General features: G+C 64.4%; 13 protein-coding genes. 5 read left to right on the top strand and 8 right to left on the bottom strand.

Annotation, left to right across the window (positions count from 1 at the left end; all coding sequences use genetic code 11):
- Window positions 1–28: 28 nt before the first annotated feature.
- Together N5A93_RS09265 and N5A93_RS09270 are read right to left on the bottom strand one after the other, a co-directional pair.
- Entirely contained in the window at window positions 29–2,548 is a 2,520-nt protein-coding gene (locus tag N5A93_RS09265) for an ABC transporter permease (protein ID WP_268954803.1), read from the bottom strand.
- Window positions 2,545–3,234, bottom strand: coding sequence for an ABC transporter ATP-binding protein (locus tag N5A93_RS09270; protein ID WP_268954804.1), 690 nt, complete (start codon window positions 3,232–3,234; stop codon window positions 2,545–2,547). The genes N5A93_RS09265 and N5A93_RS09270 overlap by 4 nt, the downstream gene beginning before the upstream one ends.
- On the opposite strand from N5A93_RS09270, the gene N5A93_RS09275 reads away from it, so the two are divergent.
- On the top strand, window positions 3,233–3,913 hold the full coding sequence (locus N5A93_RS09275) for an arylesterase (RefSeq protein ID WP_268954805.1): 681 nt from the start codon (window positions 3,233–3,235) through the stop codon (window positions 3,911–3,913). The two genes, N5A93_RS09270 and N5A93_RS09275, sit on opposite strands and share 2 nt — an antisense overlap.
- A gap of 50 nt (window positions 3,914–3,963) precedes the next feature.
- Here N5A93_RS09275 and N5A93_RS09280 read toward each other — a convergent pair whose 3' ends face one another.
- Both N5A93_RS09280 and N5A93_RS09285 read right to left on the bottom strand, forming a co-directional pair.
- A complete protein-coding gene (locus N5A93_RS09280) occupies window positions 3,964–4,170 on the bottom strand; it encodes a cold-shock protein (RefSeq protein ID WP_085815894.1) in 207 nt (68 codons plus the stop codon).
- 195 nt (window positions 4,171–4,365) lie between these two features.
- Window positions 4,366–4,920: a L,D-transpeptidase gene (locus tag N5A93_RS09285; RefSeq protein ID WP_268954806.1), complete on the bottom strand. Its 555-nt coding sequence runs from the start codon at window positions 4,918–4,920 to the stop codon at window positions 4,366–4,368.
- A gap of 211 nt (window positions 4,921–5,131) precedes the next feature.
- On the opposite strand from N5A93_RS09285, the gene N5A93_RS09290 reads away from it, so the two are divergent.
- Window positions 5,132–5,632 (top strand): BrnA antitoxin family protein, encoded by a 501-nt coding sequence (locus N5A93_RS09290; RefSeq protein ID WP_268954807.1) that lies wholly within the window; start codon window positions 5,132–5,134, stop codon window positions 5,630–5,632.
- 93 nt (window positions 5,633–5,725) lie between these two features.
- Here the strand turns inward: N5A93_RS09290 and N5A93_RS09295 are convergent, their stop codons facing one another.
- Window positions 5,726–5,932 carry a cold-shock protein gene (locus N5A93_RS09295; RefSeq protein WP_085815897.1) on the bottom strand — a complete coding sequence of 69 codons (207 nt, stop codon included), beginning with the start codon at window positions 5,930–5,932 and terminating at the stop codon, window positions 5,726–5,728.
- Window positions 5,933–6,144: 212 nt separating this feature from the next.
- Here N5A93_RS09295 and N5A93_RS09300 point away from each other — a divergent pair, with 212 nt between their 5' ends.
- Complete coding sequence (locus N5A93_RS09300) at window positions 6,145–6,720, top strand: REP-associated tyrosine transposase (RefSeq protein WP_268954808.1); 576 nt, start codon at window positions 6,145–6,147, stop codon at window positions 6,718–6,720.
- Between the two features lie 296 nt (window positions 6,721–7,016).
- Here N5A93_RS09300 and ettA read toward each other — a convergent pair whose 3' ends face one another.
- Both ettA and N5A93_RS09310 read right to left on the bottom strand, forming a co-directional pair.
- Window positions 7,017–8,672: an energy-dependent translational throttle protein EttA gene (gene ettA / locus N5A93_RS09305; protein WP_268954809.1), complete on the bottom strand. Its 1,656-nt coding sequence runs from the start codon at window positions 8,670–8,672 to the stop codon at window positions 7,017–7,019.
- A 92-nt stretch (window positions 8,673–8,764) separates the two neighbouring features.
- Window positions 8,765–9,640, bottom strand: coding sequence for a bifunctional helix-turn-helix transcriptional regulator/GNAT family N-acetyltransferase (locus tag N5A93_RS09310; RefSeq protein WP_268954810.1), 876 nt, complete (start codon window positions 9,638–9,640; stop codon window positions 8,765–8,767).
- An 86-nt stretch (window positions 9,641–9,726) separates the two neighbouring features.
- Between N5A93_RS09310 and N5A93_RS09315 the strand changes: the two genes are divergently transcribed.
- Both N5A93_RS09315 and dacB read left to right on the top strand, forming a co-directional pair.
- A complete protein-coding gene (locus tag N5A93_RS09315; protein WP_268954811.1) occupies window positions 9,727–10,341 on the top strand; it encodes a nicotinate-nucleotide adenylyltransferase in 615 nt (204 codons plus the stop codon).
- Window positions 10,342–10,401: 60 nt separating this feature from the next.
- Window positions 10,402–11,913, top strand: a complete 1,512-nt coding sequence (dacB, locus tag N5A93_RS09320) for a D-alanyl-D-alanine carboxypeptidase/D-alanyl-D-alanine endopeptidase (protein ID WP_268954812.1) — start codon at window positions 10,402–10,404, stop codon at window positions 11,911–11,913.
- Between the two features lie 9 nt (window positions 11,914–11,922).
- On the opposite strand, the gene N5A93_RS09325 is transcribed toward dacB, so the two are convergent.
- Window positions 11,923–12,687: a DeoR/GlpR family DNA-binding transcription regulator gene (locus N5A93_RS09325; RefSeq protein ID WP_268954813.1), complete on the bottom strand. Its 765-nt coding sequence runs from the start codon at window positions 12,685–12,687 to the stop codon at window positions 11,923–11,925.
- Window positions 12,688–12,737: the final 50 nt, after the last annotated feature.

Raw genomic sequence — 12,737 nt, forward strand, 5'->3', positions numbered from 1 at the left:
GCCAAGCCGGGCCGCCTGCCTGCCTGCGCTATTCCCTTGCGCGAAGAATGCGTGCGGGGCGCGCCTTCATAGGCCGCCACGCAAAGCCCAGACCGGCCAGAAGGCTTATCAGCGCCCCGCCGCTGACGATCATCACCGCCGAGCCCCAGGCGACGGCAAAATCCGTATCCATCACGAAATAGGTCACGGCCCATCCACCGGCGATTCCAGTCGCAAGGGCGATAAGCCCGGCCGCCGCCCCCAGAAGCGCTGCGCGCAGCGCGAGGCTTTGCAGAATGCGGGCGCGACTGGCACCTATCGCCTTGAGGATCGCTGCTTCGCGTGTGCGTGCGGTTTGATCTGCGGCCGCCGCCCCGATCAGCACTAGAAACCCGGTCAGCAAGGTCGCGGTCGCGCCCCAGGCGGTGGCCGAGGCCAGCCCCGCGAGGACCCCAGACACCCGGTCGATGGCGTCCCGCACGCGGATCGCGGTGATGTTGGGGAACTGCCCCGACAGGTCGCGCAGGATCGCCGCTTCGGCCTCGGGTTCAGCATAGACCGTGGCGATGAATGTATGGGGGGCGGCCTCCAGTGAGGCGGGGTTCATGACCATGACGAAACCCATTCCCGCGGTCGAGAAATCGACCTCGCGCAGCGATGTCAGCGTGGCGTTGATGTCGCGGCCAAGGATGTTGACGGTGATCACGTCACCCAGCTTCAGCCCGATCTCGGCAGCCTCCTCGGCGGCGAAACTAATCTGGGGCGGTCCGTCATATCCGGCCCCCCACCAGTCGCCTTCGGTCAGGGTGGTGCGGTCTGGCAGCTCGGCGGCATAGCTGATGCCGCGGTCGCCCTCGATCACCCAATGGCCGCCTGCGACCTCATTCGCCGGGCGTTCGTTGATCCGTGTCAGGATACCGCGCAGCATCGGGGCCGAGTCGATCCCGGTCACTGCCGGGTCACTTTCGAGCCGCTCCATGAAACCGGGCATCTGGTCTTTCTGGATGTCGACGAAGAAATAGGCCGGGGCGCGGGCCGGCAAATCGCGCGAGATCGCGCTTCGCAGATTCTGGTCGATCTGGCCAACGGCGGCCAGCACCGAGAGGCCCAGACCAAGCGATAGGACCACCGGACCCGCGGTGCTGCCTGGCCCGCCGATGGCCGCAAGCGCCCAGCCAAGCGCGGGACGCCCGCGCGCCGCGGTTTTCAGCCGCCGTGCGCCCTGTCGGATAGCGATCGCGGCAAGGCCAAGCAAAACCAGTGCCCCGGCGATGCCACCCGCAGTCCACATCGTCAGCATGAGATTGCCTGAAAACCACGTCGCCGCACTTAGCAACGCGCCCGTCAACAGGGCGATGGTCACCAGATAGGGCCAACGCGGCAGCGCTTGCCCCGCGCCAAACGCATCGCGAAACAGGGTTGCCGCGCGGATATCCTGTGCCCTTGCCAGCGGCCAGAGAGTGAAGATCAGGACCGTCAGCACCGAGTAAAGCACCGCCTCGCCCATCGGGCCGGGATAGGGCGCGAACACCGCGGGCACCGGCAAACGCGACTCGATCAGCGGTGCCAGAAGGATCGGTGTTCCGACGCCCAGACCCAGACCCAGCACGAGACCCAGACAGGCCAGCACGCCGATCTGGAGGAAATAGGTCAGGAAGATGGTCTGCCGGTCCGCGCCCAACGTGCGCAGCGTGGCGATCGTTTCGGTCTTGGTCGCCAGATAGGCCCGCAGCGCCGCAGAGATTCCGACGCCTCCCACGGCCAGCCCCGAGAGGCCGACAAGCACCAAGAACGCGCCCAGTCGGTTCACGAACTCCGCCACGCGCGGCGCGCCATTGCGCGCATCGCTCCAGCGCAGTCCGCTATCGGGAAAGGCGGCTTCGACCTCCCGCTGCAAACCCGCCAGATCGGCGCTGGCGGGAAGGTCCATGCGGTAATGCGTGGAAAAAAGTGTTCCGGGTCCGAGCAGGCCCGACCCATCCAGCGCGTCGGTCTGAACGATGGTGCGCGGGCCAAGGCTGAAGCCAGCCGTCGCATTATCAGGCTCACGCATGATTTCAGCGCTCAGAACATAGTCATTCGAACCCAGCTTGAACCTGTCGCCGGGCTCCAGCCCCAGTTTTGCACTCAGAAGGGGGTCCATCACCGCACCGGGAGTGCCGTCCTGTCCTGCAAGCGCCTGATCCAGTGCCATCTCGGGTGACAGTTCGATCTGTCCCAAAAGGGGGTAGGCGCTGTCGACCGCCTTGATCTGCGTGAGGCTCCGCTCGCCGTCCGGCGACACCGCCATCGAGCGGAAATCGGCGATCTCCGAGACGCGCTCGGCTTTGTTATTCATCCATTCGCGCTCGGCTGGCGTGGCGAAACGATAGGTCAGCTCGATTTCCGCATCGCCGCCCAACAGGACCGCCCCCTCCTGTGCCAGCCCGGTGGTGATGCTCTCACGCACGGTGCCGATAGCGGCGATGGCGGCGACGCCCAGGATCACGCAGCCAAGGAAAATGCGAAAACCGCGCAAGCCGCCGCGCAGTTCGCGCCGCGCAAAGCGCATCGCCGTCAGTAGCCTCATGCAGGCACCCGGGCCATGTCGGAAAGGCACCCATCCACCAGTTCCACCACCCTGTCGCAACGTGCCGCAAGATCGGGCGCATGTGTGACGAGCACCAGGGTTGCGCCATGCCGACGGCTGAGGTCGAAGAGAAGCTCGATGATCGACGCGCCCGTGACGCCGTCGAGGTTGCCGGTGGGTTCATCCGCCAGCACGATGTCGGGACGGGGTGCTGCTGCGCGGGCAAGGGCAACACGCTGCTGTTCTCCACCCGAAAGTTGCGAGGGGTAATGCTCGCCCCGGTCAGACAGGCCGACCGCTTCCAGTTCCTCGGCGGCGCGCTTGAACGCATCGGGGTGCCCTGCCAGTTCCAGCGGTGCAGCGACGTTCTCAAGCGCCGTCATCGTGGGAATCAGGTGGAAGGACTGGAAGACCACGCCGAAATGATCACGCCGCAGCCGCGCCAGTTGATCCTCGTTCATATCGGAAAGATCATGGCCAAGCGCGAGGACCTGCCCTGAACTGGCCCGCTCAAGCCCGCCCATCAGCATCAGAAGCGAAGACTTGCCGGAACCCGAGGGGCCAACAAGGCCGAGCGTTTCGCCTTTCTGGACATCCAGGGTTATCCCGTGGAGTATCCGGACAAGCCCCGCATTGCCCTGAAGCGAAAGCGCGGCGTCATTGAGTGAAAGGACGGGATCGGTCATGCAGCTGCGCCTGATTACAAAGAACTTTCTGTCATATGGTGTATGCCTGCTGGGGGGCAAGGTGGCAGCTGCCTTTCTTTTTGTCGCAGCACCTGCCGCCATGGCCGATCCGGTGACGGTGCTTGCGCTAGGGGATAGCCTGACGCAGGGCTATGGTCTCCCCGAAGAGCAGGGGCTGGTGCCGCAGCTTGAGCGTTGGCTTGAAGCGCAAGGGGTCGAGGCCGAGCTGATCAATGGTGGTGTTTCGGGGGATACGACGGCAGGCGGTGCCGCGCGCGTGGACTGGAGCCTGACACCCGAGGTTGGCGCCATGATCGTCGCGCTTGGCGCAAACGACCTCTTGCGCGGCATCGACCCGGAGGTCGCCCGCGCCAATCTGGAGCGGATCTTGAAGACCGCAAAGTCAGAGGGCGTTGAGGTTCTGCTTGTCGGCATGTCGGCGCCGGGCAATTACGGCCCAGATTACAAGGCGGCGTTTGAAGCGATCTATCCCGAACTGGCACAGGAATACGACACGCTTCTCTTCAGGAATTTCTTTTCCGGTCTGAACGAGGACGATCCGGCCGAGGCGCGCCGCTTCTTCCAGCCCGATGGCATTCATCCCAATGCGCAGGGCGTGGGGCGTATCGCCGAGGCGCTTGGCCCCGCCGTCAGGGAACTGGTGGCGCGCGCCAAATGAAAACGGGCCCCGGAGAGGGGCCCGCAAGTGTCACATGCGAATACGCGGGCTCAGGCCAGCGCGATATTCGATGCGGACTCGCGGCCATCGCGGCCAGCTTCGATGTCGAAGGTCACTTTCTGGTTGTCGGCGAGGCCGGTCAGCCCTGCGCGCTCGACAGCCGAAATATGGACGAAAACGTCCTTGCCGCCGCCCTCAGGGGCGATGAAGCCGTAGCCCTTCGTTGTATTGAACCATTTGACGGTGCCATTGGCCATCCGATTTCTCCTTTGGTTTTCGCTGCCCGCCCGAGTGCGGCAGCCCGGCTAAGTCAGAGCAAGATCGAGTGACTGAGCCGTGGTCGGAGCAGATGGTCGATAGAGGTAACGTCGCACGAAGAATATGGAACGTGCAAATCGGTCCTGCAAGGGGAAAGCTGCGGAATCCAGTTCTCTGCCGGCCTCGTGGCGGAGTCAGATGACGGTCACGACCGTGCCTATGGGGACGCGCTCGTAAAGGTCCTTCACATGCTCGTTCAGCATCCGGATGCAACCGTTCGAGACCGACTGGCCGATCGAGCGCGGTGCATTGGTGCCGTGAATGCGGAAATAAGTGTCGCGCCCGTTCTGGAACAGGTAAAGCGCCCGCGCGCCCAATGGGTTTTCCGGCCCGCCGGGCTGGATATAGTCATTATCCTTAAAGCGCCCGTAAGCGCGAGGGTCGCGTTCGATCATTTCCTCGGTGGGGCGCCAGGTGGGCCATTTTTTTTTGACGTCGATGGTTGCGGTGCCGGTGAATTGGAGGCCGGCCTTGCCGACGCCGACGCCGTAGCGGATTGCCTGGCGGGGGGCGGTGACGAAGTAGAGGAAATGCGCACGCGGCAGCACCAGAAGCTGGCCGGGCTGGTATTCTGCGGAAACACGCACTTGGGTTGGTTTGAATTTCTCTTCAAGTTCAAAGGCCTGTGCGGTGGCGGGAAGGCTGGCAGCAGCGAGGCCCGCCCCGATGAAAAAACGTCGGTTGAACATCATTGAATCCCTCGTTTGCTCATGGCGACGTATAGTCTGCGCCTGAGGAAAGGAAAAATCAAAACCCGGTGACCGTCAAAGAATCCCGACAAGCATGGTATCGGCATCACGTCGGTATCGCGCCGGCATCGTATCGGTGGCTGCGCGCGCCCGGGTCGGGGCTTGTTAACCCTTTTGCCGGCAGGTTGTCCGCGCCCAGAGGAGACAGGCGATGACCAGCAAGACCACCCGCCAGCCACCGCGCATGACCAAGACCGAGCGTATCGCCCGCGAAGGGCTGATGAGGAACCTCATTCACCTGCATCGCGACGGCTGGATCACCTCGGTGATCGCGGACGAGGTGCCCGAGGCCTGGCACACGCTGGAGGCCGATCTGGATGTCGAGGAGAAGAAGCAGAAGGTCACGCTTTACCTCGATCGTTCGGTGGTGCGTTTCTACCGGGCGATGGGAAAAGGCTATCAGGCGCGGATCAACCGGCTTCTGGCCACATGGGCGCAGATGAAGATCGCGGGCGAGGTGCAACTGGATGAACATCTGAAGAAACGGCTGGGTTACAGGGAGCCCGGCCCCGACGACGCGCAGGCAGCGCAGGGCGAGCCGGACGCGGGGGAAGCGATCGGCGAGAACGAGCGGGCCTGGCTTGAGAGCGGCGGCAGGATCAGCAGCGGCGAGGATGACGGTGGCGGGGAAGGCCCCGTGACGCCGGGCTGAGCGTGCCGGAAAACATCCCTGAAACGCGAAGGGGGCGGACCATTGGCCCGCCCCCCAAACATTCACCTGTCGCCGCTTGGGCGGTCAGTGGCCTCAGGCCAGCTGCAGGTTGGTCGCGCTTTCGCGGCCGTCACGGCCTGCTTCGACGTCGTAGGTCACTTTCTGGTCGTCTGCCAGGCCGGTCAGGCCCGAACGCTCGACGGCGCTGATGTGAACGAAAACGTCTTTGCCGCCTGTTTCAGGTGCGATAAAGCCGAAGCCTTTGGTTGTGTTGAACCATTTTACGGTGCCATTGGCCATCCGTTGTCTCCTAGATATATGCTGCCCGCGATATTGCGGCAGCCTGGCGTCGTCGTCTGGATCGATTGACTGAGCGCCGTTTGAAGGGAGACAGTGGGTCGAAATAGAGTAACTTAGCACGGGCCGTATGACAGATAACCGGCGTTCAGGCAAGCGAAATCGGCGGGGATGCCGGTAACGCAAAGTTAAACCAGGTCGGGTTTGATCGGGCCATGTCGCGCTACATCCGGCCCGCGATCCCGGGGGCATCCATCTTTTTCACGGTCACTCTGTCCGTACGGGGCAGCAGGCTTCTGGTCGAGGAGATTGCCCGGCTGCGCGCCGCCGTGCGCGCGACCATGGCTGAGCGGCCATTTCATGTGGATGCCTGGGTCGTGCTGCCCGATCACATGCATGCGGTCTGGACACTGCCCGAAGGCGATAGCGGCTATGCGGTCCGGTGGGGTGCGATCAAGGCGCGGTTTACCCATGGGGTGCGTCAGGCGGAGGCCGTGACCTGGCCCCGGTTCCCGGTGGTCCGGGCGGGGCAATATGCCGGGGTAAACCCCGGTCTGCGCCAGGATAAGGGTGAGGTTGCGCTCTGGCAGCGTCGTTTCTGGGAGCATCCCATCCGGGATGAGGCGGATTTCAACGCCCATGTCCGGTATTGCTGGAACAACCCGGTGAAGCATGGATTCACCGCGCGGGCGGTGGATTGGCCGTACTCGTCGATTCACCGCGATATGCGGTTGGGGCGGGTCGATCCCGAATGGGCAGGCGTGATTCTGCACGGCATATTCGGAGAGTAGGCCGGGGTTTTACCCCGGCGCGGGTGCGCGCGGCGTTTCATGGAGTGCGATGGGAGAGGTTGGCCGGGGTGACCCCCGGCCTACGGCTGACCGACTCGGATGCGCTTTTTGGCAGGGTGAGGATCGGACTGGGGCGGAGCTGTTCGGGAGGGCATGTTCGGAGAGTAGGCCGGGGTTTTACCCCGGCGCGGGTGCGCGCGGCGTTTCATGCGGTGCGACGGGGAAGGTTGGCCGGGGTGAACCCCGGCCTGCGCGATGCGCGGGATGGCAAGGCGCTCATGCCACCGACGAAATGCTTACCGCGCGAACTTCTTGTGCTTGATCCGCTTGGGCTCAAGCGCGTCCGGCCCGAGGCGGCGTTTCTTGTCTTCCTCGTAATCCTCGAAATTGCCCTCGAACCATTCCACATGCGCCTCGCCCTCGAAGGCGAGGATATGCGTGCAGATGCGGTCGAGGAAGAAACGGTCGTGGCTGATGACCACGGCGCAGCCGGCGAAATCCACCAGCGCGTCCTCGAGCGCACGCAGCGTCTCGACATCGAGATCGTTGGTCGGCTCGTCGAGCAGCAGCACGTTGCCGCCCGATTTCAGCAGCCGCGCCATGTGGACGCGGTTGCGTTCGCCCCCCGACAGGAGAGAGACCTTCTTTTGCTGGTCGCCGCCCTTGAAGTTGAAGGCCGAGCAATAGGCGCGCGAATTCATCTGCGCATCGCCCAGCTGGATGATCTCGGCGCCCCCGGTGATCGCTTCCCAGACGGTTTCGCCATCCTTGAGGTCGTCGCGCGACTGGTCCACGTAGCTGAGCGAGACCGTGTCGCCATATTCGACCGTGCCTTCGTCGGGCGCTTCCTGCCCGGTCAGCACCTTGAACAGCGTCGACTTGCCAGCGCCGTTGGGGCCGATCACCCCGACGATGCCGCCAGGCGGCAGCGAAAAGCTCAGATCCTCGATCAACAGCTTGTCGCCCATGTGTTTCTTGAGGCCGTTCACCTCGATCACTTTGGAACCAAGGCGCGGCCCGTTGGGGATGACGATCTGGGCGCGGGCCAGTTTCTCGCGCTCGGACTGGTTGGCGAGGTCGTTATAGGCGTTGATCCGGGCTTTGGATTTGGCCTGTCGGGCCTTCTGGCCCTGGCGCATCCATTCCAGCTCGCGTTCCAGCGTCTTCTGGCGCGACTTGTCCTCGCGCGCCTCCTGCTGAAGGCGCTTGGCCTTCTGTTCCAGCCATGCCGAATAGTTGCCCTCGTAGGGGATGCCGCGGCCACGGTCGAGTTCGAGGATCCAACCGGTGATATCATCCAAGAAATAGCGGTCATGGGTGACGATCAGGATGGTGCCCTTGTAGTCGATCAGATGCTGTTGCAGCCAGGCGATGGTTTCCGCGTCCAGGTGGTTGGTCGGTTCGTCCAGCAGCAGCATGTCGGGCGCTTCGAGAAGCAGCTTGCACAGCGCGACGCGACGTTTTTCACCGCCCGAGAGGCTGGTGACATCGGCGTCGTCGGGCGGGCAGCGCAGCGCCTCGAGGCTGACATCGATCTGGGCGTCCAGATCCCAGAGGTTCTGGCTGTCGATCTCGTCCTGGAGCGCGGCCATCTCGTCGGCGGTCTCGTCCGAGTAATTCATCGCCAACTCGTTGAAGCGGTCGAGCTTGGCCTTTTTCGTGGCGACGCCCAGCATGACATTCTCGCGCACGCTGAGATTCGGGTCGAGCTCGGGCTCCTGGGGCAGGTAGCCGACCTTGGCGCCTTCGGCAGCCCAGGCCTCGCCGGTGAAGTCGGTGTCGAGTCCGGCCATGATCTTCATGAGGGTCGACTTGCCGGCACCGTTGGGGCCGACGACGCCGATCTTAACGCCGGGCAGGAAGCTGAGATGGATGTTCTCGAAGCATTTCTTGCCGCCGGGATAGGTCTTGGAGACGCCCTGCATGTGATAGACGTATTGATAGGCTGCCATCTGTTGTCCGCTCCTGATGGGTGAACGTGTGTCGCGGGCCGTGATAGCCGAGGCGGCGCGCAGGAGCAATCACCCAAGGGCGCGGTGCGGGGTCAGAGGGTTTTTTCGAAGAAGTGGTCGGGGTAGGGGTCGTCGTTGAAGCGGTCGATCTCGGTCCAGCCGCTGTTGCGGTAAAGGGCGACGGCCTCGGGCAGGGCCGAGTTGGTATCGAGCCGCAGCTTGGCGATGCCGAGGTCGCGGGCAGCGGTTTCGATTTCGGCCATCAGACTGTGCGCAAGGCCCATGCCACGGGCGGCGGGGGCGACCCAGAGGCGCTTTATCTCGCCATAGCCGAGATCAGTGCCTTTGAGCCCGACGCAGCCAAGCGGCAGGCCGTCCGAGAGCGCCAGCACGAAGGCGCCGCGCGGGGCGATCATGTCGGTTGCGTCGGGGTCGCAGCTCAGGTTGACATCGAAGCCGGTCTCGAAGCGGCGGGCGAGCTCGGCATAGTAGGATTCGAGGCAGTGGCGGGCGTCGTCCTGGCGCGGGTCGACGCGCGTGAAAGTCACACGGTCACGTCCGAGCGCCGAGGCGACGAGGTCCATCGCGGCGAGCAGCGTTTCGGGATCGGGGTGGCGATCCAGCAGCTTGCGGGCGCGGGCGTCAGAAAGGGTGTCATAGGCCTCGAGCTCGCGCCGTCCTTGCGCGGTCAGGCGGGCGACGCGGCGGCGGCCATCATCGGGGGAGGTCGCGAGCGTGACCAGTCCTTCGGCGCGCAGCATGCCGAGATAGCGGCTGAGCAGCGCCTTTTCGAGATCGAGAACGTCACGGACGCTTTCCAGATCGGCGCCCTTAAAGCCGATGGCATGAAGGACGCGGGCCGCGCCGAGCGGTCGCCCGCGCCCCAGGAAGGACGTGTCCAGAACGCCGGTTTCACGGGTCACTGCACGGTTGAAGCGGCGAATGCGGGAGATCGGATCGAGGCTCATGATGGTTTACTATGGTAAACTATTTACCTCTGTCAATCGTGGCTTGGCGCTTGACAGCAGCTTGGTGCCAAGGTGATGGAAGCACGATGAAAATCGCTTTGCCACATATACGCCCCGGCCAGGTGGTCGGACTGCTGGGAGGATCCTTCGATCCGCCCCATGCGGGGCATGTGCATATCAGCCGCGAGGCGCTGCGCCGTTTTGACCTTGATCGTGTATGGTGGCTGGTCAGTCCGGGCAATCCGCTCAAGGCGCAGGGGCCTGCCCCGCTGGAGCGGCGTATGGAGGCCTGCCGCGAGATCGTCGATCACCCCCGCATTGCGGTCACCGATGTCGAGGCACAGCTTGGCACGCGATACACCGCCCAGACCCTGCGGCTGCTGCAAGATGCCCGGCCGGGCGTGAGGTTCGTCTGGCTGATGGGCGCGGATAACCTGGTGCAGTTCGATCAATGGCAGGACTGGCGCGAGATCATGAACCGCGTGCCGGTAGGGGTTCTCGCCCGGCCCGGCCAGCGGATTTCGGCGCGCATGTCCAAAGCCGCGAAGGTCTATGGATTCGCGCGCCTTCCGACGCGCGACAGCCGACTTCTGGGCCGAAGTGACGTGCCGGCATGGTGCTTTGTGAACGTGCCGATGATCGCGCTTTCATCGACAGGGCTGCGCCGTCGGGGCGAATGGCCGGGCCGCGATCGGAGCTGAACCCGGAAATCTGCCTGAAACCGATTGTCTTGGACGCCGCGCTCGGCTTATTTTCGCATCATGAGCAGACCTGTTTCGAGACGCGTTTTCCTTGGAAGCGCGCTGGGTGCCATTGGCGCGCTGGCGCCGCTGGGAGCTTCCGTTGCATGGGCCGGTGCGCCGGCGGTATCGCTGCGCCCGCAGGCCAGGCCCGGCAGTAAGGCGGCGCGCGTCGCGCCGGGCGCCGAAAAGCTGGTCGAGTCGGCGAAGCTGGGGGGCGACGTCACCTTCGCGGTGATGGATGTGAAAACCGGCTTGATGCTGGAAACGCGCGGCGCGCATGACGGGCTGCCCCCGGCCAGTGTCACCAAATCGGTAACGGCGCTTTACGCGCTGGCCACGCTGGGTGCGGATTTCCGTTTCAGCACGCGGCTGTTGACGACCGGAGCGATCGAGAACGGGGTCATCAAGGGCGATCTGATCCTGGCGGGCGGCGGCGATCCGACGCTGGATACCGATGCCCTGGCCGATATGGCCGCCGAACTGAAGCGCAAGGGCGTCCATGAGGTGCGGGGGCGGTTCCACGTCTGGGGCGGGGCGCTGCCCTTCGAGCGGACAATCGACCCGACGCAGCCCGAACATGCGGGTTACAACCCGTCGATCTCGGGGATGAACCTCAATTTCAATCGCGTGCATTTCGAATGGAAGCGCGGTGGAAGCGGCTATCAGGTGACGATGGACGCGCGCGCGCGGGCCAATCGCCCGGCGGTCACGATCGCACGCATGGCGGTGTCGCAGCGCAAGGGGCCGGTCTATACATACCGAGACGGCGGCGACCACGATTCCTGGACCGTGGCGAATGCGGCGCTGGGCAATGGCGGCGCTCGATGGCTGCCGGTGCGCAAGCCCGAAGCCTATGCCGCCGAAGTGTTCGCGACCCTGGTGCGCTCGCACGGGATTGTCCTTGAAGGGGGCGCGGCGTTGCGCGAACCGCCAAAGGGCAAGACGCTGGTCGTGCATCAAAGCGCGCCGTTGCGCGAGGTGCTGCGCGACATGCTGAAATACTCCAACAACCTGACGGCCGAACTGATCGGCATGACCGCCAGCGCCAAACGCGTCGGGCGGGCACAGTCGCTGGCAGCCTCGGCGCGCGAAATGAGCCGGTGGGCGCGCACCGAACTGGGCATGGAGGCGGCGTCGCTGGTCGATCATTCGGGCTTGGGCGAGAAATCACGGCTGAGCGCCGAGGCGCTGGCGCAGGCGATGGTCAAGGCGCGCCGGGATGGCCAGTTGCGCGCAATTCTGAAGGAAATTCCGCTGCGCGACGACAATGGTGCGGTCAACAAGCGCAATCCGATCAAGGTGGTGGCAAAGACCGGCACGCTTTACTTTGTCAGCTCGCTGTCAGGATACATGACCACGCCGGACGGCAGCGAACTGGCCTTTGCGATCCTGGCCGCGAATCAGGGGCGACGCCGGCAGGCGAATCTTGGGGCGGCGGGCCGCCCGCCGGGTGCCGCCGGTTGGAACGGTCGCGCCAAGACGCTGCAACAGGCGCTGATCGAGCGCTGGGGCGCGGTTTACGGCAGTTAGCGGCGGTGCTCAGGGATCAACGACGCAGACACGGGTGTCCCAGCCCCGGCAGCGTTCGGCCAGTGGCGCGGGCAGGGGGCTGTCGGTGAAGAACTGGTCGATATCGCACAACGAACCGATCCGCATCGGGGCGTTGCGGGCGAACTTGGAATGATCGGCCACGAGGATGCATTCGCGTGAGCGGCTGAGGAGGGTCTGGCCGACGATCACCTCCTGCATGTCGAAATCGAGCATGTCGCCATCGGGATCGAGCGCCGAGCAGCCAAGGATCGCATGATCGAACTTGAAATCTGCGATGGTGCGCGCGGTCAGCGCGCCCACCAGCCCGCGATCCGAGCGCCGAAGCGTACCGCCCGCGACCACGATCTCGCAGCTTTCATTGGCCAGCAGGATCTGCGCGACGTTCATGTTGTTGGTCACCACCATCAGGTTTTCATGCCCCAGCAAGGCGCGTGCCACGGCTTCGGCGGTGGTGCCGATATCGAGGAACAGCGAGGCGCTGTCGGGGATCGTGGCGGCGCAAGCGCGGGCGATGGCCTGTTTGGCGCTGTCGTGAAGGCGGCGACGTTCCTCGTATAGGATATTGCTGACGCCCGAGGGCAGGATGGCGCCGCCATGGACGCGTTCGAGCTTGCCGGCATCGGCGAGTTCGGTGAGGTCGCGGCGAATGGTCTGGACGGTGACGCCGAAATGCGCGGCCAGTCCGTCGACGGTGACCTTGCCCGCGCTGCGGGCGATTTCGAGGATGTCAGGTTGCCGGAAGCTTTGTGGCACGGGGTTTCGGGGCCTTTCGCTGATTTGTTCGATTATGTTCGTATATGGCA

The organism is Roseovarius salincola, assembly GCF_026891095.1.
Taxonomy (GTDB): domain Bacteria; phylum Pseudomonadota; class Alphaproteobacteria; order Rhodobacterales; family Rhodobacteraceae; genus Roseovarius; species Roseovarius salincola.

What these genes read in the sequence shown, in the direction of transcription:
- N5A93_RS09265 (WP_268954803.1), bottom strand. Translation starts at nt 2,548, where the DNA reads ATGAGGCTACTGACGGCGATGCGCTTTGCGCGGCGCGAACTGCGCGGC.
- N5A93_RS09275 (WP_268954805.1), top strand. Translation starts at nt 3,233, where the DNA reads ATGCAGCTGCGCCTGATTACAAAGAACTTTCTGTCATATGGTGTATGC.
- N5A93_RS09270 (WP_268954804.1), bottom strand. Translation starts at nt 3,234, where the DNA reads ATGACCGATCCCGTCCTTTCACTCAATGACGCCGCGCTTTCGCTTCAG.
- N5A93_RS09280 (WP_085815894.1), bottom strand. Translation starts at nt 4,170, where the DNA reads ATGGCCAATGGCACCGTCAAATGGTTCAATACAACGAAGGGCTACGGC.
- N5A93_RS09285 (WP_268954806.1), bottom strand. Translation starts at nt 4,920, where the DNA reads ATGTTCAACCGACGTTTTTTCATCGGGGCGGGCCTCGCTGCTGCCAGC.
- N5A93_RS09290 (WP_268954807.1), top strand. Translation starts at nt 5,132, where the DNA reads ATGACCAGCAAGACCACCCGCCAGCCACCGCGCATGACCAAGACCGAG.
- N5A93_RS09295 (WP_085815897.1), bottom strand. Translation starts at nt 5,932, where the DNA reads ATGGCCAATGGCACCGTAAAATGGTTCAACACAACCAAAGGCTTCGGC.
- N5A93_RS09300 (WP_268954808.1), top strand. Translation starts at nt 6,145, where the DNA reads ATGTCGCGCTACATCCGGCCCGCGATCCCGGGGGCATCCATCTTTTTC.
- ettA (WP_268954809.1), bottom strand. Translation starts at nt 8,672, where the DNA reads ATGGCAGCCTATCAATACGTCTATCACATGCAGGGCGTCTCCAAGACC.
- N5A93_RS09310 (WP_268954810.1), bottom strand. Translation starts at nt 9,640, where the DNA reads ATGAGCCTCGATCCGATCTCCCGCATTCGCCGCTTCAACCGTGCAGTG.
- N5A93_RS09315 (WP_268954811.1), top strand. Translation starts at nt 9,727, where the DNA reads ATGAAAATCGCTTTGCCACATATACGCCCCGGCCAGGTGGTCGGACTG.
- dacB (WP_268954812.1), top strand. Translation starts at nt 10,402, where the DNA reads ATGAGCAGACCTGTTTCGAGACGCGTTTTCCTTGGAAGCGCGCTGGGT.